Annotated in this window: 21 protein-coding genes; all 21 read right to left on the reverse strand. The window is 39.5% G+C overall.

Annotated features, from left to right (window positions below):
• Positions 1-183: 183 nt before the first annotated feature.
• Entirely contained in the window at positions 184-1,143 is a 960-nt protein-coding gene (locus OK414_RS21590; protein ID WP_013084750.1) for an ABC transporter permease, read from the reverse strand.
• Positions 1,140-2,201, reverse strand: a complete 1,062-nt coding sequence (locus tag OK414_RS21595) for an ABC transporter permease (protein ID WP_016765365.1) — start codon at positions 2,199-2,201, stop codon at positions 1,140-1,142. The genes OK414_RS21590 and OK414_RS21595 overlap by 4 nt, the downstream gene beginning before the upstream one ends.
• Positions 2,198-3,727, reverse strand: coding sequence for an ABC transporter ATP-binding protein (locus OK414_RS21600; RefSeq protein ID WP_034649261.1), 1,530 nt, complete (start codon positions 3,725-3,727; stop codon positions 2,198-2,200). Before OK414_RS21600 ends, OK414_RS21595 begins: the two co-directional genes overlap by 4 nt.
• A gap of 119 nt (positions 3,728-3,846) precedes the next feature.
• Positions 3,847-4,935, reverse strand: a complete 1,089-nt coding sequence (locus OK414_RS21605; protein ID WP_013058816.1) for a BMP family lipoprotein — start codon at positions 4,933-4,935, stop codon at positions 3,847-3,849.
• 133 nt (positions 4,936-5,068) lie between these two features.
• Positions 5,069-5,794: a GntR family transcriptional regulator gene (locus OK414_RS21610; RefSeq protein ID WP_013084753.1), complete on the reverse strand. Its 726-nt coding sequence runs from the start codon at positions 5,792-5,794 to the stop codon at positions 5,069-5,071.
• Positions 5,795-6,151: 357 nt separating this feature from the next.
• A complete protein-coding gene (locus tag OK414_RS21615) occupies positions 6,152-8,509 on the reverse strand; it encodes an FtsK/SpoIIIE family DNA translocase (RefSeq protein WP_034649255.1) in 2,358 nt (785 codons plus the stop codon).
• Positions 8,510-8,647: 138 nt separating this feature from the next.
• A complete protein-coding gene (locus OK414_RS21620) occupies positions 8,648-8,857 on the reverse strand; it encodes a YlzJ-like family protein (protein WP_013058819.1) in 210 nt (69 codons plus the stop codon).
• Positions 8,854-9,606, reverse strand: coding sequence for a ClpP family protease (locus OK414_RS21625; protein ID WP_013058820.1), 753 nt, complete (start codon positions 9,604-9,606; stop codon positions 8,854-8,856). Before OK414_RS21625 ends, OK414_RS21620 begins: the two co-directional genes overlap by 4 nt.
• Before the next feature lie 105 nt (positions 9,607-9,711).
• A complete protein-coding gene (locus OK414_RS21630; RefSeq protein WP_016765368.1) occupies positions 9,712-11,379 on the reverse strand; it encodes a ribonuclease J in 1,668 nt (555 codons plus the stop codon).
• Between the two features lie 193 nt (positions 11,380-11,572).
• Positions 11,573-12,445, reverse strand: a complete 873-nt coding sequence (gene dapA / locus OK414_RS21635) for a 4-hydroxy-tetrahydrodipicolinate synthase (protein WP_013084756.1) — start codon at positions 12,443-12,445, stop codon at positions 11,573-11,575.
• Between the two features lie 75 nt (positions 12,446-12,520).
• Positions 12,521-13,753 carry an aspartate kinase gene (dapG, locus tag OK414_RS21640; protein ID WP_034649249.1) on the reverse strand — a complete coding sequence of 411 codons (1,233 nt, stop codon included), beginning with the start codon at positions 13,751-13,753 and terminating at the stop codon, positions 12,521-12,523.
• Positions 13,754-13,792: 39 nt separating this feature from the next.
• On the reverse strand, positions 13,793-14,836 hold the full coding sequence (gene asd / locus OK414_RS21645; RefSeq protein ID WP_016765370.1) for an aspartate-semialdehyde dehydrogenase: 1,044 nt from the start codon (positions 14,834-14,836) through the stop codon (positions 13,793-13,795).
• A 191-nt stretch (positions 14,837-15,027) separates the two neighbouring features.
• Positions 15,028-15,633 carry a dipicolinate synthase subunit B gene (locus OK414_RS21650; protein ID WP_034649246.1) on the reverse strand — a complete coding sequence of 202 codons (606 nt, stop codon included), beginning with the start codon at positions 15,631-15,633 and terminating at the stop codon, positions 15,028-15,030.
• Positions 15,633-16,532, reverse strand: a complete 900-nt coding sequence (gene dpaA, locus OK414_RS21655) for a dipicolinic acid synthetase subunit A (RefSeq protein WP_013058826.1) — start codon at positions 16,530-16,532, stop codon at positions 15,633-15,635. The genes OK414_RS21650 and dpaA overlap by 1 nt, the downstream gene beginning before the upstream one ends.
• Positions 16,533-16,720: 188 nt before the next feature.
• Positions 16,721-16,987 (reverse strand): YlmC/YmxH family sporulation protein, encoded by a 267-nt coding sequence (locus OK414_RS21660; protein WP_016765372.1) that lies wholly within the window; start codon positions 16,985-16,987, stop codon positions 16,721-16,723.
• 98 nt (positions 16,988-17,085) lie between these two features.
• Positions 17,086-18,330, reverse strand: coding sequence for a M16 family metallopeptidase (locus tag OK414_RS21665; protein ID WP_028411394.1), 1,245 nt, complete (start codon positions 18,328-18,330; stop codon positions 17,086-17,088).
• A gap of 28 nt (positions 18,331-18,358) precedes the next feature.
• Positions 18,359-19,339: a polysaccharide deacetylase family protein gene (locus OK414_RS21670; protein ID WP_016765374.1), complete on the reverse strand. Its 981-nt coding sequence runs from the start codon at positions 19,337-19,339 to the stop codon at positions 18,359-18,361.
• Positions 19,340-19,481: 142 nt separating this feature from the next.
• Positions 19,482-21,608: a polyribonucleotide nucleotidyltransferase gene (gene pnp, locus OK414_RS21675; RefSeq protein WP_263045043.1), complete on the reverse strand. Its 2,127-nt coding sequence runs from the start codon at positions 21,606-21,608 to the stop codon at positions 19,482-19,484.
• 168 nt (positions 21,609-21,776) lie between these two features.
• On the reverse strand, positions 21,777-22,046 hold the full coding sequence (gene rpsO, locus OK414_RS21680; protein WP_013058831.1) for a 30S ribosomal protein S15: 270 nt from the start codon (positions 22,044-22,046) through the stop codon (positions 21,777-21,779).
• Positions 22,047-22,195: 149 nt separating this feature from the next.
• Positions 22,196-23,152, reverse strand: coding sequence for a bifunctional riboflavin kinase/FAD synthetase (ribF, locus tag OK414_RS21685; protein WP_263045044.1), 957 nt, complete (start codon positions 23,150-23,152; stop codon positions 22,196-22,198).
• Between the two features lie 28 nt (positions 23,153-23,180).
• Positions 23,181-24,098 carry a tRNA pseudouridine(55) synthase TruB gene (truB, locus tag OK414_RS21690; protein WP_013084763.1) on the reverse strand — a complete coding sequence of 306 codons (918 nt, stop codon included), beginning with the start codon at positions 24,096-24,098 and terminating at the stop codon, positions 23,181-23,183.
• Between the last annotated feature and the right edge of the window lie 66 nt (positions 24,099-24,164).

The following is a 24,164-nucleotide window of genomic DNA, read 5'->3' on the forward strand; positions in this document are numbered from 1 at the left end:
TCTTATAACCACTATATCGAATTCAAGGAAACATTTTCAAGTAACTTGCCGCGCGCTTCCTCATTTCTTTTCATATTCTTTCTCTCAATGAAAAAAAGGCGGAGAAAAGAATATGATTCCTTTGTCTCCACCTTCTATATTTATCCAACTTTAGTCATTGTTAGACCTCGTATAGAGGATTTATTAGCGGCGGCCTTTTTCATAAGGAACGCCCAGCGCTTTAGGAGCCTCAGCACGTCCTACAAAACCAGTGAGTGCTAAGATTGTTAATACGTACGGTGCAATGGTTAAAAGGACGGATGGGATATCTTGAATAACCGGAATCTGAGCTCCCGTGATACTCAAAGACTGTGCTAATCCGAAAAACATGGCTGCACCTAAAGCACCAATAGGATGCCATTTTCCAAAAATCATAGCTGCAATAGCAAGGAACCCTTGTCCAGCAATCGTTCCCGCTGCAAAGTTTGTAGCGATAGACGTAGCATACACCGCTCCGCCGATTCCAGCGAACATGCCGGAAATCATAACGCCAACGTAACGCATTCTTACAACTTTGATCCCCATCGTGTCTGCTGCCATTGGGTGTTCACCAACTGAACGAAGACGAAGACCAAACGGCGTTTTATAAATGATGTACCATACAGCAAAAGCTAGCGCAATTGCAATGTAAGACGTAATAGGAACATTCGAAAACAGAATTTTGCCGATTACTGGAATGTCTGATAGACCTGGAATACTTACTTTATCGATACGGAATTGGATAAAATCTGTTTGTCCTTTCCCAAAAATCTTTTTGATTAAAAAGATTGAAAGACCCGCAGCTAGAAAATTCAGCGCTACACCACTTACAGTTTGATCTGCTTTTAATGTAATACTTGCAACAGCATGAATCAGCGAAAACACAGCGCAAACAACAGCCGCAATTACTATCGCTACCCACGGGGCCCAAGCACCTAATGAATCCTGAAGTAAAAGGGTTGAAACAATACCTGTGAACGCGCCAAACATCATCAGCCCTTCTAATCCGATGTTCACGACCCCGGAACGTTCACTAAATATCCCTCCAAGCGCGGTAAAGATAAGCGGTGCAGCTGAATAAAGCGCCGCTGGAATAATAATGGCTAACACCTCTAAGAAGTTCATTTTGCTCCCCCCTTGCCTGCACGGCCAAGCACCCAGCGAATTAAATAACTAGATGCAACAAAAAAGATAATAAGCGCAATGACAATTTGAATTAATTCAGACGGTACCCCTGTCATAAAGTTCATTTGAGGAGCCGCCGTTTGCAATCCTCCGAAAAAGAATGAAGCTAATAAAATTCCAATTGCGCTGTTAGCTCCTAAAAGGGCTACGGCGATACCGTCAAACCCCGTACCCGTAAACGCAGTGAATGTGCCCATATACTGAAATGTTCCAAGCCCTTCCATTGCCCCGGCAAGCCCGGCAAAAGCGCCTGAAATCGCCATGGATAATACAATGTTTCGGCCTACATTCATTCCTGCATACTGTGAAGCATGTTGATTAAAACCAACAGCTCTTAGCTCGAAGCCCTTAGCTGTTTTATTCAAAATAAACCACATTACGACGGCTGCAGCGATGGTAACAAGAATGCCGTAATGAAGGCGGGAGTTATTGGTTAACTGTGCTAAAAAGCTTGATGCTAAAGATGCCGATTCTTTAATATCATACGATTTTTCATTACCCGCATATAAATACGTACGGATTAAGCTGCTCGTTGTATAAAGGGCAATATAGTTCATCATTATGGAAACAATTACTTCATGAACATGAAATTTTGCTTTTAAAAATCCTGGAATAAACGCCCAAACTGCTCCAGCTGCAGCTGCTGCTAATACAGCTAAAGGAATATGAATGACCGCTGGTAAATCAAACGCATACCCAACCCATACTGAAGCCAACCAGCCAACTAAAAGCTGTCCTTCTACTCCAATGTTAAAGAGACCAGTTTTATAAGCAAACGCAACCGCGATACCAGCCAGAGCAAGAGGAGTCATGGCACGAATCGTTTCTCCAATGGCTTTTGGCGTTCCAAACATCCCGTCAAAAAGAGATTGATAGCCAAGCATTGGATCATAGCCGCCTAGTAACATAATAACCGCTCCGGCAATGAGTCCTAATATGGCCGATACAACAGGGATCAAAATCATCATTACACGTTCATTTTTCACAAGTTTATTCATGCTGTTCCACCCGCTTTCTCACGCGTACCGCCTGCCATTAATAAGCCTAACTCTTGTTCATTCGTTTCTTTTGGATCTACAATGTCGACTATTTTCCCTTCATAAATAACCGCAATGCGATCGCTTAAATTTATTACTTCATCGAGTTCTAGTGAAACGAGCAGCACTGCTCGTCCTTTATCTCGTTCTTCAATCAGCTTTTTATGAATAAATTCAATGGCTCCTACGTCCAGCCCCCTCGTTGGCTGAGCCGCAATTAATAGTTCCGGACTGCGGTCTACTTCACGGGCAATAATGGCTTTTTGCTGATTTCCGCCCGATAGCGATCGCGCTTGTGTAAATTCACTAGGCGTTCGCACATCATATTCTGCAATTAGTTCTTTTGCCTTTTTATACATCTCTTTATAATTTAAAATACCTGATTTAGACATCGGCTTTTGATAATACGTTTGAAGACCAATATTTTCACCTATTGTATAATCTAATACCAGTCCGTGCTTATGACGATCCTGCGGAATATGTCCTATTCCTGACTCCGTAATTTTACGAGTGGATAACGTAGACAATTCTTGATTTTTTAATGTGATCGAGCCCGACTTTATTTTTCTCAGACCCGTAATTGCCTCAATCAGCTCTGTTTGACCATTACCATCTACACCCGCGATGCCTACAATTTCGCCTGCCCGAACGCTTAGATCAAGTGAACTTACAGCCTCTACTCCTCGGCTGTCTTCTACTACTAATTCTTTTATTGTTAACACAGCTTCTTTTGGAGTCGCTGTTTTCTTTTCAGTTTTAAAATGCACTTCTCTTCCTACCATTAAAGCAGCAAGTTCATCAGGGTTGGTCTCTTGCACATTTACCGTGCCAACCCCGACGCCTTTTCGGATAATTGTACAGCGGTCACACACTGACATAATTTCTTTTAATTTATGCGTAATTAAAATAATCGACTTTCCTTCTTGAATTAACTTTTTCATAATTTGAATTAATTCCGTAATTTCCTGAGGTGTTAAGGCGGCAGTAGGTTCATCAAAAATAAGAATGTCAGCTCCTCTGTAAAGCGTCTTTAAAATTTCCACTCGCTGCTGCATGCCAACTGAGATATCTTGAATCTTCGCATATGGATCTACCGATAATCCATATTGATTTGAAAGCTCTTGAATATCTTGAGCTGCTTTTTTAATATTAATTTTTCCCGTTCGCGTCGGTTCGTTTCCAAGAATAATATTTTCTGTTACTGTAAAGTTTTGAACGAGCATAAAATGCTGATGAACCATCCCAATTCCTAAGTCATTCGCTACGTTAGGGTCTGTGATGTTGACTTCTTGGCCGTTTACACGAATCTGCCCTTTTTCAGGCTGATAAAGCCCAAATAAAACGTTCATCAGCGTTGACTTACCCGCACCATTTTCTCCTAACAAAGCATGAATTTCTCCCTTTTTCACTTGGAGTGTAATATTGTCATTAGCGACAATACCGGGAAACTCTTTGCGAATATCTAGCATTTCAATAACATATTCCACTGCTTTCACTCCCTATTCCTGCCTTCTACAGGATTCTGTCTTCCGTTTTTTGGCTATGAAAAAGGCTAGTTTTCACTAGCCTTTTATACTCATATAATCATTGCTTAACAGACGTCAGCTTATTTTTTAAGCGTTTTTTCAAACTCTTTAAATTCTTTATCCGTTTGAGGCACTGTAATGTCACCGTCTAGAATTTTTTGCTTATACTCATCAACTGCTTTTAGCGCATCTTTGCTTACATTATCTTGTGATGGAGCAATTCCTACTCCGTCTTCTTTTAAGCCAAACACAACTTCTTTACCACCTGGGAATTTGTCGTCCATTGCTTTTTTAGCAACATCTTCTACAGCCAAGTCAACGCGTTTAACCATCGAAGTTAAAGTTACGTTTTCAGGCATACCTTCTTCATGCTGATCGCGGTCAACTCCAATTACCCAAACTTTTTTGTCTTTCCCGCCTTTTGAACGGTTTTTAGCTTCTGTAAATACGCCGTTTCCAGTACCGCCAGCCGCTTGATAAATAATATCAGCGCCTTTACTGTAAATCGTAGAAGCAATAGCCGAACCTTTTTCTGGAGAGTTAAAACTTTCTGCGTATTGAGAGATAACTTCAGCATCTGGGTTTACAGATTTAACACCTGCTTTAAATCCGTTTTCAAACTTCTTGATTAATGGAGATTCAACGCCTCCGATAAAGCCGATTTTGTTCGTTTTTGTTTGTTTAGCTGCCACTACCCCTACTAAGAAGGAGCCTTGCTCTTCTTTAAATAGAATGCTTGCCACGTTATCTAAGTTCTCTGACTTTAGCGTATCGTCTACTAATGCAAAGTTAGCATCAGGGTACTGCTTTGCTGCTTTTTTAATATCTTCTTTTAATAAAAAGCCAATTCCATACGTCAAGTTATAGCCACTCTCAGCAAATTTAGAAAGATTGCTCTCGTATTCAGATGCTTTCGTAGACTGCAAATATTTATATCCAGTCCCTTCATCAAGGCCGTTATCTTTCCCGAACTTTGTCAGACCTTCCCAAGCAGATTGGTTAAACGATTTATCATCTACCCCGCCCGTATCTGTTACCATTCCCACTTTAAAATCTGCCGCTTTTTTATCTCCGCCGCTCTTGCCTGCGTCGTCTGAGCCACACGCGCTTAAAAGTGTTCCTGCCGCTAATACTAGTGATAATGCAAGTCCCGTTTTACGTTTTAACATGTTTTAACCCCCTGAATAGTTTTAAAAGTATAAAGCCAATTTTCTATTTCGTCCTTGTGACCTACATTTGACACCTCCTTAAAAGGACAATGTTAAACAGTTGTAAATTTTCTGACATTTAAACACAAAAAAACTAGACGCGTTTACGCAGTACTTGGAAACTGAATTGATCTGCTTTAAAATAATTGATGGAATATAAAATGGGTTCATCATGCTGGTCATAATGCATTTGTTTCAGTACAAGCAAAGCGGTTTCTGGTTCGCATTGTAAAATAGGAGAAACTTTTTCATGATAGCCTAGAGGCTCAATGTTTGCCACGGCGTATGAAATGTGTTTTCCTGCTTGTTTTTCAAGAATTTCTAGCAATGACTCTTGTCTATATTCAAAATTTTCAGGCAATATTTTTTGAGGAACCTTGTCCATGCAATATACCACCGGCTCTCCGTTTGCCGTTCTCACCCGTTCAACAAATAAAATCTGTTCATCTTCCCCGCAAGCAAAACGTGTTAAATCATTTTCAGACAACTCTTGTATTTGAGAAGATAAGAAGATTGTTCCAGCCTTCATACCGGCTTGTTCAATCATATGTGTTATACTATTTAATTGCTCAATCCCTGACAAAAAAGTAGGCTTCGTGTTGACAAATGTTCCCACGCCGTGTCTGCGAACAATAATATTCTCTTCTTCTAATATGCGAAGTGCCTCACGTAGCGTTGCGCGGCTAACCCCTAGCTGCTTTGATAAATCAAACTCTGAAGGGAGTCTTTCCTTTTCTTTAAAAATTCCTTTTTCTATATTTTGTTTAATTTTATCAATCACTTGTAGATACAAGTGCCGATTATCCGCACGTATAGACATCACTCTTCCTCCATATTAAAAAGTCATCAGACCTCTGATGTTCGACTACTTAATCGAAAATAATATATCATTTTTCGACAGATAAATAAATAGGTTATATTAATTTTTTATTAAAATTTTTATTATTTTTTTAAAAAAATGAATTTTTGTTATTCTTTAATGTCAGCATAACTAACAACCTGCTTTTCTTCTAATATTAGATAAAAACCAAACATTTTAGTCATTAAATTTTTTAACATTCGTTTTTATTTCATTTATTTAGCATGACATATTTTTGTATGATACTATTCTTCCTCTCTTTCGTTTCATAAAAAAGATGACTTGCACATATGCAAGTCATCTTTTTTATGAAACTTATTAAGATCCAACATCCTCATTTTGCTGAGAAATCAGGACGGAACGCGGCTTACTTCCTTCATAAGGTCCCACCACTCCACGCTCTTCCATTGCATCGATCAAGCGTGCAGCCCGGTTATAGCCAATTCGAAAGCGTCGCTGCAGCATAGAAACAGAAGCTGTTTGCATTTCTGCTACAAGCTGTACCGCTTCGTCATATAGCTCATCTGCAAAATCATCAACTTGTTCAGGAGCATCGGTTGGAATCATTTCTTCTTGATACTGCGCTTTTTGCTGTGCAATTACAAAATCAACAATCTCTTCTACTTCTTCATCTGATAAAAAGGCACCTTGCACACGCACAGGTTTTGAAGCTCCAACAGGCATGAACAGCATATCTCCTCTTCCTAGAAGCTTCTCAGCTCCTCCCATATCTAAGATTGTACGAGAGTCAGTTTGTGAAGATACACTAAAAGCAATTCGGGAAGGAATATTTGCTTTAATAACCCCAGTAATAACATCTACTGATGGTCGCTGCGTAGCAATAATCAAATGAATGCCGGCAGCACGAGCCATTTGAGCAAGACGTGTGATCGAATCTTCGACGTCAGACGAAGCAACCATCATCAAGTCAGCCAACTCATCGACAATCACCACAATATAAGGAAGAGTCGGCTGTTTTGCATCGGCGTCTCCATCATCATTCATACGTTTTACTAAATCGTTATATCCTTCAATGTTTCTCGTTCCGCTGTGTGAAAACAGCTCATAACGTCGCTCCATTTCATTTACAACTTTCTTTAAGGCTTGAGAAGCTTTTTTCGGATCCGTTACAACAGGAGCCAATAAATGCGGAATACCATTGTACATATTGAGCTCAACCATTTTAGGGTCAATCATCATTAATTTTACTTCATGAGGCTTTGTCCTCATTAAAATACTAATAATAATACCGTTGATACACACACTTTTTCCGCTTCCTGTTGCCCCTGCTACAAGCATATGAGGCATTTTATTAAGCTCTGCTAGCACAGCTTCGCCTGAAATATCTCTTCCTAAACCAACTAATAGCTTTTTATCAGGTCGGTTATTTTCAGTTGCTTCAAGTACTTCTCTAAGTGAAACCATCGCTACTTCTTCGTTCGGTACTTCAATTCCTACCGCTGATTTCCCGGGAATTGGAGCTTCAATCCGAATATCTTTGGCAGCTAATGCAAGTGCTAGATCATCACTTAAATTGACAATCTTACTTACTTTTACTCCTACATCAGGATATACTTCATATTTTGTAACAGCTGGTCCAAGGTGAACTTTTGCCACTTTTGCTTTTACGCCGAAACTTTGAAACGTTTTTTCAAGTTTTTCGGCATTTTTATAAATGTTTTTATGCTCTTTTGCCTGGTTGCTTTTCTTTGGCATCGTCAATAGCTTGATAGGAGGAAGCTCATACTCTTTATTTTCCGTTTCAGTAAATGTAATCATAGGAGCTTTTTCTTCTTCCTGTTCCTTTTGCGGCCTTGGCTGTTGCGGTGCAGTAGCTACAGGCTTCGATTCCATAACCGGCGGCACCGGAGCTATAGGAGCAGCAGGAGGTTGACTAGACTCTTCCTCTCCGTAGTCAAAGTGTTCAATAATTGGAGGCGAAGGTGCTTCTACTTCTATTTCCATGCTTTCTTCAGGTTCTTGAACAGCTTTTTCTTGGCGTCTCTTTTTTGTTGTTTTAGGGGCTTTTTTCTTTTTATGTTTCCACGTCTGAATATCTTGCCAGCCTTCTTTTAACTCCGTTGTTAAAAAATTCACTAGAGGTGACAGAAGTTTTAATACCGTTTCGTGAAGCGAACGTCCGGTAATAAGCAGTACCCCAATCACAATAAGCAAGGCAGCGATAAGTTCTGTTCCTAAGCTATCAAATAGATAGTAGAACATGGCAAACATAATAGCTCCTATCATCCCTCCGCCTAAATCGCTGTGATTTGATTGACCCGTTGCTTCGAGCATATACAAATCCCATGTGTTCATAATGACAGACGGATCTGTAAACGTTCCGTTTTTTGATAAATTTTCAAATAACGTAACATGACTAAACAGTAAAATAGATAAAATAATGAGATATGTACCGATAAGCTGCCGCGTCACTAAAGGAGGCATTTCCCTTTTCCAAATAATATAAACAGATAGAATAGCCATTCCGATTAAACACAGCATATACCATTCGCCAATAAATAAGCGGACCACTAGTACAAGGGCCTGTCCTACAGCACCAAGTCCTGCCATGGCAATTAACGTTAATGCTAATAAAAATAAGCCAATAAGCTCAAAGCGCAATATACGTTTCCATTCATCCTTTTTTATTTGACCTCTTCGTTTTTTCTTTGCCATTTTTCCACTCCAATCAACGTCCAACACTCTATGTTGATTTTGTTTCTTTTATCAGTTGAATAAAAAAGCAGCCAATACAGCGGCTGCCTTCTTCGTCATATTCATTATACCATATTCACCATAATTATACTGAAATCCTTACGACAAAATTTGACCAGGATAATAATTTTCATTCAAATAATCTTGAGGATTCGTGCTTAAAATCCTCACAATTTGCTGTTGCTTTTGTTCATTTTCTTCAACAATAACCGGAATTCCATTATGGTTAATAAGCTTTGGCTGAGATTGTTCTTGATGATAAGACTGCTGAAAGATCAGTTCTTGCGGCATCATTGTATACAAAATCATTGCAGCAGCTGCTCCTCATTCTGACGTCCTTGCTCAATCAGTTCATTCAATTTTTTGATCGCTTGAGCAACTCCGCCTACTTCGTTAATTAACCCGTATGAAACAGCATCTCCGCCAACTACATTTGTCCCGATATCGCGCGTTAGGTTCCCTTTTGAAAACATAAGTTCTTTAAACTTTTCTTCTGAAATATGAGAATGTTCTCTCACAAAGTTAATCACGCGCTCTTGCATTTTATCTAAGTATTCAAATGTTTGCGGTACACCAATAACAAGACCCGTTAAGCGAATAGGATGAATGGTCATGGTCGCTGTACCGGCAATATACGAATAATCAGTTGAAACCGCAATTGGAACACCGATTGAATGTCCGCCTCCTAACACAATCGACACAGAAGGCTTGGATAACGAAGCGATCATTTCAGCAATTGCAAGCCCCGCTTCTACATCTCCACCTACAGTATTCAAGATAATAAGCAATCCTTCAATTTTTGGATTTTGTTCGATCGCCACAATTTGCGGGATGACATGCTCATATTTTGTCGTTTTGTTTTGAGGAGGCAGCTGCATGTGCCCTTCGATTTGTCCTACAATCGTTAAACAGTGAATATTAGAATCTTGGGGAAGCTGAGCCACGTTGGTCTGTCCTAGTTGTTGAATTTTATCTAATATTCCGCCCTTGCTTTCTTCATTTTTATTAGGCTGCTGAGGCGCTTCATCAGAATGTAATCTTTCGTTATTTTCAAACATATTCTAGCTCCTTTCACTTATTGATAGTAGTAGTATGAACTTCTCATAGTTATTACATCCGCATCAGCTGCAAATAAAAAGCCTTCCCACCGGGAAGGCTTCACATTAGATTTCCATGATAATCGGTAAAATCATCGGTTTACGACGGGTTTTTTCATATAAAAATTGATTTAAACTTTCTCTCATTTTTAATTTTAATGAAGACCACTCGATCACTTTGTCTTCCATACACTTTTCTAAAATTTGCTGAACAATCTTCGTTGCTTCTTCTAAAAGCTTTTCTGATTCTCTTACATAGACGAATCCGCGCGAGATGATTTCAGGCCCCGCTACTACCGTTTTTTGGCGTTTATTAATCGTAACTACTACCGTTAAGATTCCATCCTGTGACAGCAGCCTGCGGTCTCTCAGAACGATATTTCCAATATCACCGACGCCTAGTCCATCAATGAGCGTATTTCCTGCTTGAATAGAACCGCTAGGGTACATACGAGCATCTTTAAACTCAACTCGCTCACCTTTTTCAAGCAAACAAATATGATCTTCTGATATTCCTAATTGACCGGCCAGCTTTGCATAAGCTTTTTGTTTTCGATACTCTCCATTCACAGGCATGACATATTTCGGCTTTGTTAAGTTAATCATAAATTTTAATTCTTCTTGACTGCCGTGTCCGGAAGCCTGCACTTTCTTCTGAGCAAACACTACGCTTGCTCCTAAACGAAAGATGACGTCAATTGTTTTTGAAAAGGTCGTTTCGTGCCCCGCCACAGGTGTAGCAGCCAGCAGGACCGTATCATCTTGTTTGATTTGAATAAATTTATGGGACTGTTTAGCCATTCGAGTAAGACCTAAAATCGGCTCTCCGTGATGACCTGTTGTTAAAATAACCGTTTCATGTTCTGGAAGATCTTTTAGCTTTTGCACAGGAACAATTAAATCCTCAGGCAGCTGCAAATGTCCAAGTTTTGCTGCAATATCAATGATTTTCAGCATATTTTTTTCCATAACGATCAGGTTACGGCCGTGCTGATATGCGGCATGAATGATTTGCTGAATACGGTGCAGATTGGAACTGTATGCAGCAACAATGATTCGACCTTTGCTTTTATAAAAAGCGTCGGTAATATTTTGTCCAATGACGGCTTCGGAAACTGTATAGCCTGGCTTATCCGCATTTGTGCTGTCTGAAAGCAAACACAGGACGCCTTGTTCCCCAATGGCAGCCATTTTTCCAATATCAGCGCTTTGAATGCTGACTGAATTTTGATCAAATTTAAAATCACCTGTATATACAATCGCACCTTGATTTGTTTGTAAACAAATACCGACTGAATCTTGGATGCTGTGCTGCGTTCTGAAAAATGAAATATCTACTCCTTCAAACGATAAAACCGTTGACGAAGTGATAGGATGTAAAGCTTCATATTTTTTAATTCCATATTCTTTTAACTTTTCTTTGATAAGTGCTAGCGTTAATTCTGTACCATATACAGGCACATCCAATTTTTGAAGTATAAAGGGAATAGCGCCAATTTGTTCTTCGTGTCCATGAGTAACAAATATGCCTTTTACGTTCTGCTGATTTTCTACTAAATATGTAATGTCCGGAATGACAATATCAATTCCTAACATTTCCCCTCCCGGAAACTTCGATCCTGCATCTAACACATATATGTTTTCATTGATTTCCATCACATACATGTTTTTTCCAAGTTCTCCGACTCCACCCAAGGCTGAAATTTTAATATTTTCTGTCTTTTCTAGTACCATAAGCTCCTCCTACTTACTTTCACCCGTACAATTTCATTTGCTTACATTATAACTGAAGTAAGAATTGGAATACAAGAAATTTCATTCGTCTATTTCCGTCATCTGCTCTTCTATTATCTTATAAAAAAAAACGTCTCTTCATCGACTCGTATATACGGTCAATGAAGAGACGTTTAAAAAACATACTTATAGCTTATAGCGTATTTAATGTGCTGACTAACGTTTGGCGTTCTTCTTCCGTTAACGGAACTAAAGGTAATCGTACCGATCCTACGTCTAATCCTTTTAACTGTAAAGCCGTTTTAACAGGCGTTGGACTTGGAGCTGCAAAAAGAGATTTCATAACAGGCACAATACGCTGATGAATTTTTGCTGCTTCCTTCGGATTTCCTGACTCATACAGCTTAACCATCTCTTGCATTTCATTCCCAATAATGTGAGAGGCAACAGAAATAATACCAGTTCCTCCAATCGCTAGTACCGGTAGTGTTAAACCATCATCACCGCTGTATAAAGCAAAATCATCGCTTGTTTGTGCGATAATAGCTGTCATTGCGTCAAGATCTCCGCTTGCATCTTTTAACGCTACAACATTTGGCAGTTCAGCTAGGCGTACAATTGTATCAACAGACATATTGATCACGGATCGCCCTGGAATATTGTATAACATGACAGGCAGCTCTGTACTTTCAGCAATTGTTTTAAAATGCTGATATAAGCCTTCCTGATTCGGCTTGTTGTAATAAGGTGCTACAATCATAATCGCGTCTACGCCGATTTCTTCTGCCTTTTTCGTTAATTCAATTGATGCATACGTATTGTTGCTTCCTGTACCAGCCACAACAGGTACACGGCCGTCTACTACCTTTACTGAGTGGCGGAACAGCGCCAGCTTTTCTTCTGTTGAAAGCGTAGGAGATTCACCCGTTGTTCCTGCAATAACCAACGCATCCGAACCGTTGCTGATTAAATAATTAATAAGCTGCGTTGTTTTTTCAAAATCAATATTTCCTTTATGATCAAAAGGTGTTACCATCGCTGTTGCGACTTTCCCAAAATCAATCATGTTTTCACTCCTTGAAATTGCATTATCCCTATTCATGTAATGAACCGTTAGCTTATAGCTAACGGAACATGTAGTTTATCTCTTTTGCGGTGCTTTTGACAAGTCAAAGGCACCATGAAGAGCATTAACGGCTTTCTTTAAATCCTCTTCTTTTACAAGCACCCAAATCGTCGTATGGCTGTCAGCAGATTGTAAAATCTGAATACCTTCGCCAGAAAGAGCTGTAACAATTTTAGATGTAACACCAGGCACCCCTGCAATTCCTGCTCCAACCGTTGACACTTTGGCACAGTTGCGAATAACAGCCGGCTCATACCCTAGCGCATGAAGCACATCAATCGCTTTGTCAGTTGCTTCATCTGTTACCGTATATACAACACCCTTCGGTGAAATATTAATAAAATCTACGCTGATTTTTTCTTGTGCCATTGCTTTGAATACTTCTGCTTGCGTATCATAATGGCCTTCTTTACTAAAAACTTTAATTTGAGTGACGTTGGATACGTGCGCGATGCCTGTTACAAGGCGTTCTTGCACATCACTTCCACGCTGCTGTGCTTCACCTTGAGATGTAACGAGCGTACCTGTTGAATCAGCATACGTGGAACGGACGCGCATCGGCACTTTGGCTTGCATGGCAATCTCTACGGCACGTGGGTGAACTACTTTTGCACCTTGATAAGCCATGTTGCATATTTCGTTATATGTGACAACGGATAGCGGTCTTGCATCTTCTACAATACGCGGGTCCGCTGTCATCACACCTTCTACATCTGTGAAAATGTCAATATAATCAGCCATAAGGGCTGCACCTAAAGCTGAAGCAGATGTATCGCTGCCTCCGCGTCCAAGCGTTGTTGTATCACCTTCAGTAGTTGCCCCTTGAAAGCCTGTTACAACCACTACATCGTATTCTTCTAATTCTTTTAACAAACGGTCGCATTTCATTTCTAGTATCTTGGCATTGGTAAAATCATCATTCGTCACAAACCCGGCCTGTGCACCGTTTAACGCTGTAGCTTTAATACCATTTTCGTTTAACAAATTCGTAAACACTACCGATGAAATTAATTCTCCGCATGCCATAAGCATATCAAGCTCACGTTTATTAAGAGACGCTTTATTTCCATCAACAAGTGAAAGCAATGTATCCGTTGCATACGGCTCACCTTTTCGTCCCATTGCCGATACAACAACGACTACTTTGTAACCCTCACTTAATGCATTATTTAAATGATAGATTGCTCTCTCTCTTCCTTCTTCGTTACGAACGGAAGTTCCTCCAAATTTTTGGACGATTATTTTCATACTTACACCTCATCATGTTCCGAGACACTCTGGTTGCGCTTATTTTACTAAGCTAAGCTTAATAAGTGATTCTGCAATTTGTACAGAATTCCAAGCTGCACCTTTTAACAAGTTATCAGAAACGATCCACATATGGAAACCGTTATCGCGATCTAAATCTTTACGAATACGGCCGACAAACACATCTCGTTTACCTACACAATCTGCTGGCATTGGATATACTTGATTTTCTGGATCATCTTGCAATACGATACCAGGTGCATCAGCCAATAAATTTTTCACATCAGCTACCGTTACACCGTCTTTTTCAATTTCAATGTACACTGACTCTGAATGACCTGTTACAACCGGTAGACGAACACAAGTAGCAGCTACTGGCAATTCAGGCATGTTCATAATTTTCTTCGTTTCATTAATCATTTTCATTTCTTCAAATGTAAAACCGTTATCTTGAAATTTATCAATTTGCGGAATGGCATTAAAAGCAATTTGATAATGTTTTTTATCTCCACCAACCGGTAAAATTTCCGGTGTAAACTCTTTTTCTTCTAAAATAGCTTTGGCTTGTTCTTTTAATTCATTAATTGCAGCAGCGCCTGCTCCAGAAACGGCTTGATACGTTGATACTAGCACTTTAGATAAGCCGTATGTTTCGCGTAATGGCTGTAATGCTGCAACCATTTGAATTGTAGAGCAGTTTGGATTAGCAATGATTCCGTTATGTGCGTGTAATGCGTCTTCATTCACTTCCGGCACAACTAACGGGACATTTTCATCCATTCGATAAGCGCTTGTGTTGTCTACAACAATTGCTCCGCGTTTTACTGCCTCTGGTGCAAGTGCTTTTGAAATGCTCCCGCCTGCACTGAATAAAGCAATATCTACGCCTTCAAAGCTATCAGGAGTTGCTTCTTGCACAACAACTTCTTCTCCGTTAAACAACACTTTTTTACCAGCTGAACGAGCTGAAGATAATAACGTTAATTTACCAACTGGAAAATTACGCTCCTGTAGGGTTTTAATCATTTGTTGTCCTACTGCACCTGTTGCTCCTACTACTGCTACATGTAATTCTCTTGTCATTTTAATACCGCCTCCAACAATTTTCAACTACTCAACATTTATCTGCATATACTGACTATTTTAACATATTATTATGCTTCATTGCGTCAAAGAAGAGAAGATTTTTAAAATCTTCTCTTCTTTGAGATTGAGAGTTCTCTTACAGCCGCAGTATTGAATAGATTCATGCACCAGCAAGAGGCATATATGTCCTATGACTCTTGACCGTCGCGGAACCTTTCGACAATAACAGGCTGAATCTGTTTATTTTCAAGCGCTGCGTAGACCGTGTCTGATAACATCGTCATACGCGCTACCATTGAATTCGGCTTAAGCACCGGGTCATCTTGACCAAATGGAATAAAATAAATATTTTTAGTCGCCATTAGCCTCATTAAGTTTACACCATTTAGCCCTAGTGCGTCATTAGTCGAAATTCCCAGTACCACCGGCTTATTATTACGAAGCGTTGCTTTAGCTGCCATGAGTACCGGAGATTCAGTCATTGCATTCGCAAACTTACTCATCGTATTCCCAGTGATTGGGGCAACCACCATACAATCAAGCGGAATTTTTGGTCCTAAAGGCTCCGCTTTTACAATTGTATTGATGACGGCGTGACCTGTTAATTCCTCAATTTTCTTCACCCAGTCTTCTCCATCTCCAAAACGAGTATTCGTGGATTGTACCGTGTAAGAAACAACCGGTAACACTTCTGCTCCCAAGTTAACAAGCTTTTCAATTTCCGGCATAACCGCATCATACGTACAGTGAGATCCGGTCAAGCCGAATCCTATTCTTTTACCTTTTAATGACATTATTTTTTCTCCTCTCTCGCATCCGCAGCGTCTTTTAATAAATTCACTAATACATTAGCGACAATCTGACCTGCTGTTTTTGGAGCCACAATTCCTGGAAGACCAGGTGCTAAAATAGCTTTAATTCCTCGTTTTTCTGCATAGCGGAAATCGGTTCCTCCAGGCTTTGAAGCTAAATCAATAATGAGCGCATGGGTCGGGACATTAGATAATGTCTTAGCCGTTAAGATGGGGTATGGAATGGTGTTAATACATATATCACTATCAGCAATTTCTTTATCGAGTTCAGAAAGATAGAAAGGCTGCAAACCCATTTCAGCAATACGTGCTAAATGTTCAGATTTTCTAGCTCCTACTTTTACATTGGCACCAAGTGCAGCAAAGGACCTCGCCACGCTCATTCCTACTCTTCCTAAACCTAGGACAGAAATATTTGAACCGTGAATGGTAAAATCCGTATGTTGAATAACAAGCATGATGGTACCTTCAACAGTAGGAATAGAGTTATAAATTGCTACATCATCACGCTCAAATAGCTGAACGAGTTTACGGTTTGTCGTTTTGACTAATTCGTTTAAATACCCATTGCTAATACCAGAATAAATAATGCAGTGCTCAGGCGTTTTTTTAAGTATTTCTTCAGTCAGCACTACTTTTTCATTTGAAAAAATAGTATCTACTTGCCCTTCGTGATTTGTTCCAGGCACTGGAAGGATGATGGCGTCAACATCTGAAAAATCCAGCTCCTCTATCTGATATTTCGTCGCACCTGTAAAACCATGATCTAGCTGATCAAAACCAATAAGAGATGTTTTTGCATCTAATTGAATTAATTTTCGAATGACTTCAAGCTGCCTAGCATCACCGCCAATTACAGCTATGTGCAAATCCGTTAACATGTTTCATTTTCACCTTCTTTAACATTAAATAGATGTATCCTTCGCTTAAACCATCGAGATGTAAAGTGCTATCATTACGCCCTAGAATGCCTATTGCTTTTCTTCAACATACTATGTAAACACACAGGAATCGGTGAATCTTTATCCCTGAAAATAAAAGAAACGAGATGCAGGAAGCATCTCGTTTCTTATTTTGTTGACTGATTGTTTATGTCTTCTAGCTGCTGGACATTTACAATCACCATATCTGTACCAATTTTTTCGATATTCCCCCACGGCACTCGCACTTCATCTCCTTGTTTTCGAAACCCAAACCACTTCACAGATGGAATAATAAGCGCATTAATTTGTCCCGTATGTTCATTAATTTCAAGATCTGTTTGCCCTAAAATACCCAAACGCTCTGCTCGCTTAACATCTACAATTTCTTTTCCACTCAGTTCGCTTAATCTCATAGAATCCCTCCTTTCATCTAATTTATTGAACAACCATGCAAAAAATGACAAAAAAATAAGGCTGGCTCAATTATTTTAGCCAACCTTACTTTTACTGTTTAATTTCCTTTAAAACCTTTAGGTAAATCTCCACTCGGGCTTATTAGCGAAAGAGCAAATTCATCTTTGAAAATATCTCGCGCAAGACCATTTACACTATCTTTAGTCACGGCATTAACAAGATCTAAAATCTCATCTAATGAACGGTGATAGCCTAGCATTAACTCATTTTTTCCGTTTCTGCTCATACGGCTATTTGTACTTTCAAGGCTCAGCATTAAGTTTCCTTTCAGCTGCTCTTTGCTGTTAGCAAGTTCTTTATCCGTAATCCCTTTATCTTTCAAATCATAAAGCGTTTCTTGAACCGTATCATATAATACGTCGAGCTGATGGCTTCCCGTTCCCCCATAAATCGTCACAAGACCGCTGTCTCGATAAGAAGAATGATAAGAGAAAACAGAGTAAGCCAAGCCGCGCTGTTCGCGAACTTCTTGGAACAAACGACTGCTCATACTTCCACCAAGCACGTTATTTAATACAATTAAGCTATATACATCTTCTCCGCCGATTGGCAAACCTTTAAAGCCAAGGCAAAGGTGAGCTTGTTCAGTCTCCTTTTTGCGCGCAATATGATTTGTATGGAACTCTGGCTGAACATATTGATGAGCGGAGTGACTTGACGTATATGTACCAAAATAGTTTTCCACCTGCTGAATAAAACTTTCATCAATGTTTCCAGCTACTGAAATAACGATGTTTTCGGGAATATACATTTGCTCCATATACTGACGAAGCGAATCACCGTTAAATGTTTTTAACGTATCTTCCGTTCCTAAAATTGGATAGCCTAATGGATGATTGCCATATACAGCTTTTCCTAATAGATCGTGTACAATATCATCAGGTGTATCTTCATACATTTTAATTTCTTCATATACAACATTTTTTTCACGAGCTAATTCCTCTTCATCAAATGAAGAATTAAAGAACATATCTGCCAGCACATCGAGCGCTTGATCTGCATGTTCATCTAATACTTTTGCATAGTAGCACGTGTATTCTTTAGAAGTGAATGCATTTACTTGTCCGCCAATGCGGTCGAAGCTTTCTGCAATTTCACGAGCAGATCTTGTTTTTGTTCCTTTAAAAAACATATGTTCAAGAAAATGTGATACACCATTAATTTCAGGGTGTTCACTTCGAGAACCCGTTCCGATCCACACCCCAATGGCCACAGATCGAACAGTTGGGATATTTTCCAATACAATTCTTACACCATTTTTGCACGTATATCGTTTTATCAAGCTAGTGCCTCCCTTTTGCTTATCTCACTTACTTCTTAGTAGAAGAAGGTATTTTCATCATTCGTTCTTCATCTAGCATTGTTGACACATCGCTAACTTTGAGGCCTTTGCGTTCAATATCGGTTAACAATTGGTCAAGCGATTCAGCCGTTGATTCAGTCGGGTGCATCAGTACAATAGCTCCTGGGTGAATCTTTTTCATTACTCGATTAATTAACACTTCTGAACTTGGCTTTTGCCAATCGATTGTATCAACCGTCCACATGATGGTACTCATTTTTAACTGAGAAGCAAGCGTTACTACTTCGGGGCGAAAACTGCCGCTCGGCGGAGCAAACCATTTTACTTTTTGTCCCGTAGTAGACGTAATAATATCATTCGTTTTTTTAAGCTGCTGATTGATTTGACTAGCCGATAAAGTGGCCATATCAGGATGAGAATAAGAGTGGTTTCCTACTTCATGCCCTGCGTCTACAATCATTTTTGCCATATCTGGATTATTTTTAACCCATTTCCCTTCTAAAAAGAAGGTTGCTTTAGCATGGTGCTTTTTAAGCACTTCTAACATTTTAGGCAAATACTCGTTCCCCCATGCTACGTTCACTGTAAACGATACCATAGGCTTTTCATCGTGTCCACGGTAGATAGGTTCCTGTGGTAAATCCTTCAAGTGAACCTTTGGTCTAACCTGTTTGTACACTAGTTTTTTTTCATCAAATTTACCCGCAGGTTTCATATTTTTATAAGAAGCAGCAAGATCAACTTTTATGCCGTTATAGCCAGGAACCCGTTTCCAAACGGGATCGATTCGTGCATTCGCTGCCGGCTTTTCATAATCTTTTGCTTTTTCTTCAATCTTTTGATATAACGCATCATGCTGAGCTGATACAAGTTGTACATCGGATTTAAGTGCTTCTATATATGCTTCAGCAAAAGGATTATAAATAGATTTATATGTAATTGCCAGTAAAAATAGAAATGCTGTAAATTGCACAATGGTTCTCTTCACTTATCCTTCCCCCTTTACCATTTAAAATATGTATAAAGAGGACAAGGTAGAACAAACATCTACAAACGATAAAATCGCCCTAAACATGGATTTTCTTCATGTATGGACGATTTCACAATATCTATATAGTAGTAAAAGAAGATTATTTTATTTCTTTTGCTTTTTCTTCTTTTTCTTTTTGTTCTTTTAAAATTGCTTTACGAGATAAGTTAACGCGGCCTTGTTTATCAATTTCCATAACCTTAACTAGAATCTCGTCGCCAATTGATACAACGTCTTCCACTTTTCCAATACGCTCTTCTGCAAGCTCTGAAATGTGAACAAGCCCATCTTTTCCGCTGAAGATTTCTACAAATGCACCGAATTTTTCAATTCGTTTTACTTTTCCTAAGTACATTTGGCCGACTTCAACTTCGCGTACAAGATCTTCAATAATTTTCTTCGCTTTTTCATTCATTGGCTGATCAATAGAAGAAATGAAGATTGTACCATCTTGTTCGATATCAATTTTAACGCCTGTTTCTTCGATGATTTTATTGATTTGCTTACCGCTTGGTCCAATAACATCACGAATTTTATCAGGGTTAATAGCCATGGTAAGGATCTTAGGCGCATATTGAGAAAGCTCTTGACGAGGCGTAGCAATCGTTGACATCATATGATTTAAGATCTGCATACGGCCCTTTTTTGCTTGTTGAAGGGCTTCGTCTAAAATTTCACGAGATAACCCGTCAATTTTAATATCCATTTGAAGCGCAGTTACGCCATTTTCCGTACCTGCTACTTTAAAGTCCATATCTCCTAGATGATCTTCCATTCCTTGAATGTCCGTTAGAATTGAGTAGTATTCACCTGATTTGATCAGACCCATGGCAATCCCTGCTACAGGTGCTTTAATTGGAACCCCAGCATCCATCATTGCAAGCGTACTTGCACAAATACTCGCTTGTGAAGTAGAACCGTTTGACTCTAATACTTCAGATACAAGACGAATTGTATAAGGGAAATCTTTTTCATTTGGAATAACAGGCTCAAGTGCACGTTCACCTAGCGCACCATGTCCAATTTCACGACGACCCGGTCCGCGCATTGGTCTAGTTTCACCAACACTAAATGAAGGGAAGTTATAGTGATGCATGAAGCGTTTAGATTCTTCTACACTTAAACCATCTAAAATTTGCACATCGCCAAGTGCACCTAATGTACAGATGCTAAGCGCTTGAGTTTGTCCACGCGTAAATAATCCAGATCCGTGTGTACGAGGAAGCAAGTTTGTTTCAGAAGAAAGTGGACGAATTTCGTCAATACTACGGCCATCAGGACGCACTTTTTCTTCTGTGATCAAGCGACGCACTTCACTTTTAACAAGCTTCGATAAAATTTCATTCACTTGATTTAGTACTTCTTCTTCTACATCTTGCTCTTCAAATTTTGCAGCTACTGCGCTTTTCACTTCTTTAATCGCATTTTCGCGCGCATGCTTTTCTTGAACTTGAACGGCACGGTTCATGTCACCTTCTGCAATTTCGCGAACTTGACGCTCAAGGTCAGCATCCACAGTATAAAGCGCAACTTCTACTTTTTCTTTGCCTACTGCTGCTACAATTTCTTCTTGGAACGCAATTAATTTTTTAATTTGCTCGTGTCCAAACATAATTGCTTCCAGCATTACTTCTTCCGGTACTTCATCAGCGCCTGCTTCAACCATGTTGATCGCATCTTTTGTACCAGCAACCGTCAGATGAATATCGCTTTTTTCAAGCTCATCTACCGTTGGGTTTACAACAAATTCATTGTCTACACGGCCTACGATTACGCCTGCAATAGGACCTTCAAATGGAATATCAGATACTGATAATGCTAATGAAGAACCGAACATTGCCGCGATTTCTGAAGAACAGTTTTGATCTACGCTCATTACAACGCTGACAACTTGAACTTCGTTTCGGAAACCATCTGCGAATAAAGGACGAATCGGACGGTCGATTAAACGGCTAGCCAAGATTGCTTTTTCACTTGGTCTGCCTTCACGCTTAATGAATCCACCTGGGATTTTACCGACTGCATATAAACGCTCTTCATAGTTTACTGTTAACGGGAAGAAATCTACATTTTTAGGCTCTTTTGAAGCCGTTGCTGTACTTAATACAACTGTGTCTCCATAGCGGATTAATGCTGCGCCATTTGCTTGTTTTGCCAACTGGCCAACTTCAACTTCTAGCTTTCGTCCAGCTAGATCTACGGAGAACACTCGTTTTTCTTGTTCCATATCGACGAGTACCCCTCTCTACATATAAAATATGTATGTAATCAAATGTGATAGTTTTATTATAAACGAAATATCCAAAAACAATAGCTTTTTTCACATTATGTAGCATCTTTAATGTTTCTTAAATGTACATACTAAAAAAGCGGGAATGCTCCCGCTTTCTTCTTATTATCGACGTAAACCAAGTTTGTTGATTAACTCACGATAACGAGTAACGTCTTTGTTACGTAGGTAGTTAAGTAAGTTACGACGTCGACCTACCATTTTTAAAAGACCACGACGTGAATGGTGATCCTTTTTATGAGTACGTAAGTGACCGTTTAGATTGTTAATTTGCTCTGTTAGGACAGCGATTTGAACTTCTGGAGAACCAGTGTCGTTCGCATGAGTTTTGTACTCACTAATGATTTCATTTTTACGCTCTTGTGTGATAGCCATCCTATTCACCTCCTTATTATTAAACCCCAGTTACCGAGCAAAACGTTGGTGAATCGTAATGCCAAGCAATGGTTGTTTTACATACAAGTGTTATGTTACTACTTATTAGAACAAAAAGCAAGTCGTAGCAACTATTTATATATATTTTTTTATTTCTTATGCTTTTGAATTCCTTCAAAATAAGCAAGGGCTTGTTCCTTGTCCTTTGAGATCTGACCGACAAGCTCTTCGATGCCGCTGAACTTTTTTTCTGAACGAATCATTCGGTGCCATTTCACTGTTACGTGCTGATCGTAGATTTGCTCGTCAAATGATAATAAGTGGACTTCGATTGTTGGCTTTTCTAAATTATCATGAAAAGTCGGCTTATAGCCCACGTTGCATACTCCTGCATACCACTTGCCATGGAGCTGAAGCTCAACAGCGTACACGCCGATGCGCGGAAGTAAATACTCATCGTCTAAAGCGATGTTAGCAGTCGGAAAACCTATTTGCCTGCCTCGCTTTTCTCCATGAGTCACTGTACCTGACACTTCATAATAGCGCCCAAGCAGCTCTTTTACTCGATGCATGTCTCCATTTGCTAAATTTTCGCGAATGAGCGTTGAACTAATTTTTTCTTCCCCATTTGTTAACTTATCAATTGTTGTTTGAGTGAATTTTGATCGAGAATGAAATGGTAGTATTTCCATTGTTCCTTTACCTAACTTTCCATACGTATAGTCAAATCCAGCTACCACATGCTGCACATTCAGGCCAATAATATACTGATCAACAAACTCTTGAGGCAATAGTGCTGCAAACTGTTTATCAAAATGAACGATATATAAAAAGTCAATTCCCATTTCCTCAATGAGTTTCTTTTTTTCTTGAAGTGGTGTGATCATATCAATGTGCTGCATGTTGCGCCCAAGCACCACAGAAGGGTGAGGAGTAAACGTCATCACAGCACTAGCTATGCCTTTTTCATCGGCTAACTGTTTTGCTGAATTTATCACTTGCTGATGCCCTAAATGCACACCATCAAAATAACCAAGTGCTAACACTGATTGTTGAACAGCTTCTCGTTGAAAGTGGTGTGGATGTCGAATTTCAATCGTTTCCAAAACACAGTTCACCTTTTCCCTAACCGGTCTAGTCGATTGCCAACACTTTAACCGGCTTCATTAAATGTTTTTTCGTTGGGTGCTGAGCATAAATTGCTAAGCACTTGCCTGCAGAATTTATCATTAAAAAGAATGGTTCCTTTTTTAACTCTTCATCTTCTGTGCACGGCAATACCGCGCCATTTTTCACTTTCTCTGCTAATGTATCACTAATTTGAAGTTTCGGCAAATGATTAAGAGCTTCTTCGATCGAATGCAGTTTCTCATTGATCGTTTCTTCTTCTACCGCCCGTTCAATATCTTCAAATGTCACACAATCTTCCAGTGAAAACTGCCCTGAACCCGTTCGCTGCAAATAAGACATATGAGACGGATAGCCAAGTGCTTCTCCAATCATCACAGCAAGCGTTCGCACATATGTACCTTTGCTGCACGTTACGCGGAATTTGAAGGAAATTTGTTCTCCCTCAAATGCAGCGCGATCGTCTAGCAGTTCAAAGTTATAGATATGAATGGTTCTAACAGGGCGCTCTACTTCGATTCCTTGCCTTGCATATTCATATAGCTTTTTACCTTTGACTTTTACCGCGGAGTACATTGGAGGCACTTGCTGAAGTTCTCCTGTCATCGAAGACAGCACTTCTTCGATTTGAGCACGTGAAAAAGAATCCACTACTTTCTTTTCTTCTACAACCTCTCCGGAAGAATCTTCTGTTGTTGTAGAAAATCCGAGTGTAACTTCTCCTTCATAGGTTTTAGTAGCTCCTGTTAGATACTCTACAATTTTGGTAGCTCTACCGATACAAATAGGCAATACCCCTGTAACGTCTGGGTCTAATGTGCCTGTATGCCCTACTTTTTTAGTGCGAAGCAGCTTTCGGACTTTAAACACACAGTCGTGCGAAGTCAGGCCAGCTGGTTTATGTAAAATTAAAACACCGTCCACTCATTCTTCATCTCCTTTTCATTTAAAAAAGGGTGTCTCAGAAGCAAAAACCACTTTTGAGACACC

The organism is Priestia sp. JV24 (assembly GCF_025910025.1).
Classification (GTDB): domain Bacteria; phylum Bacillota; class Bacilli; order Bacillales; family Bacillaceae_H; genus Priestia; species Priestia megaterium.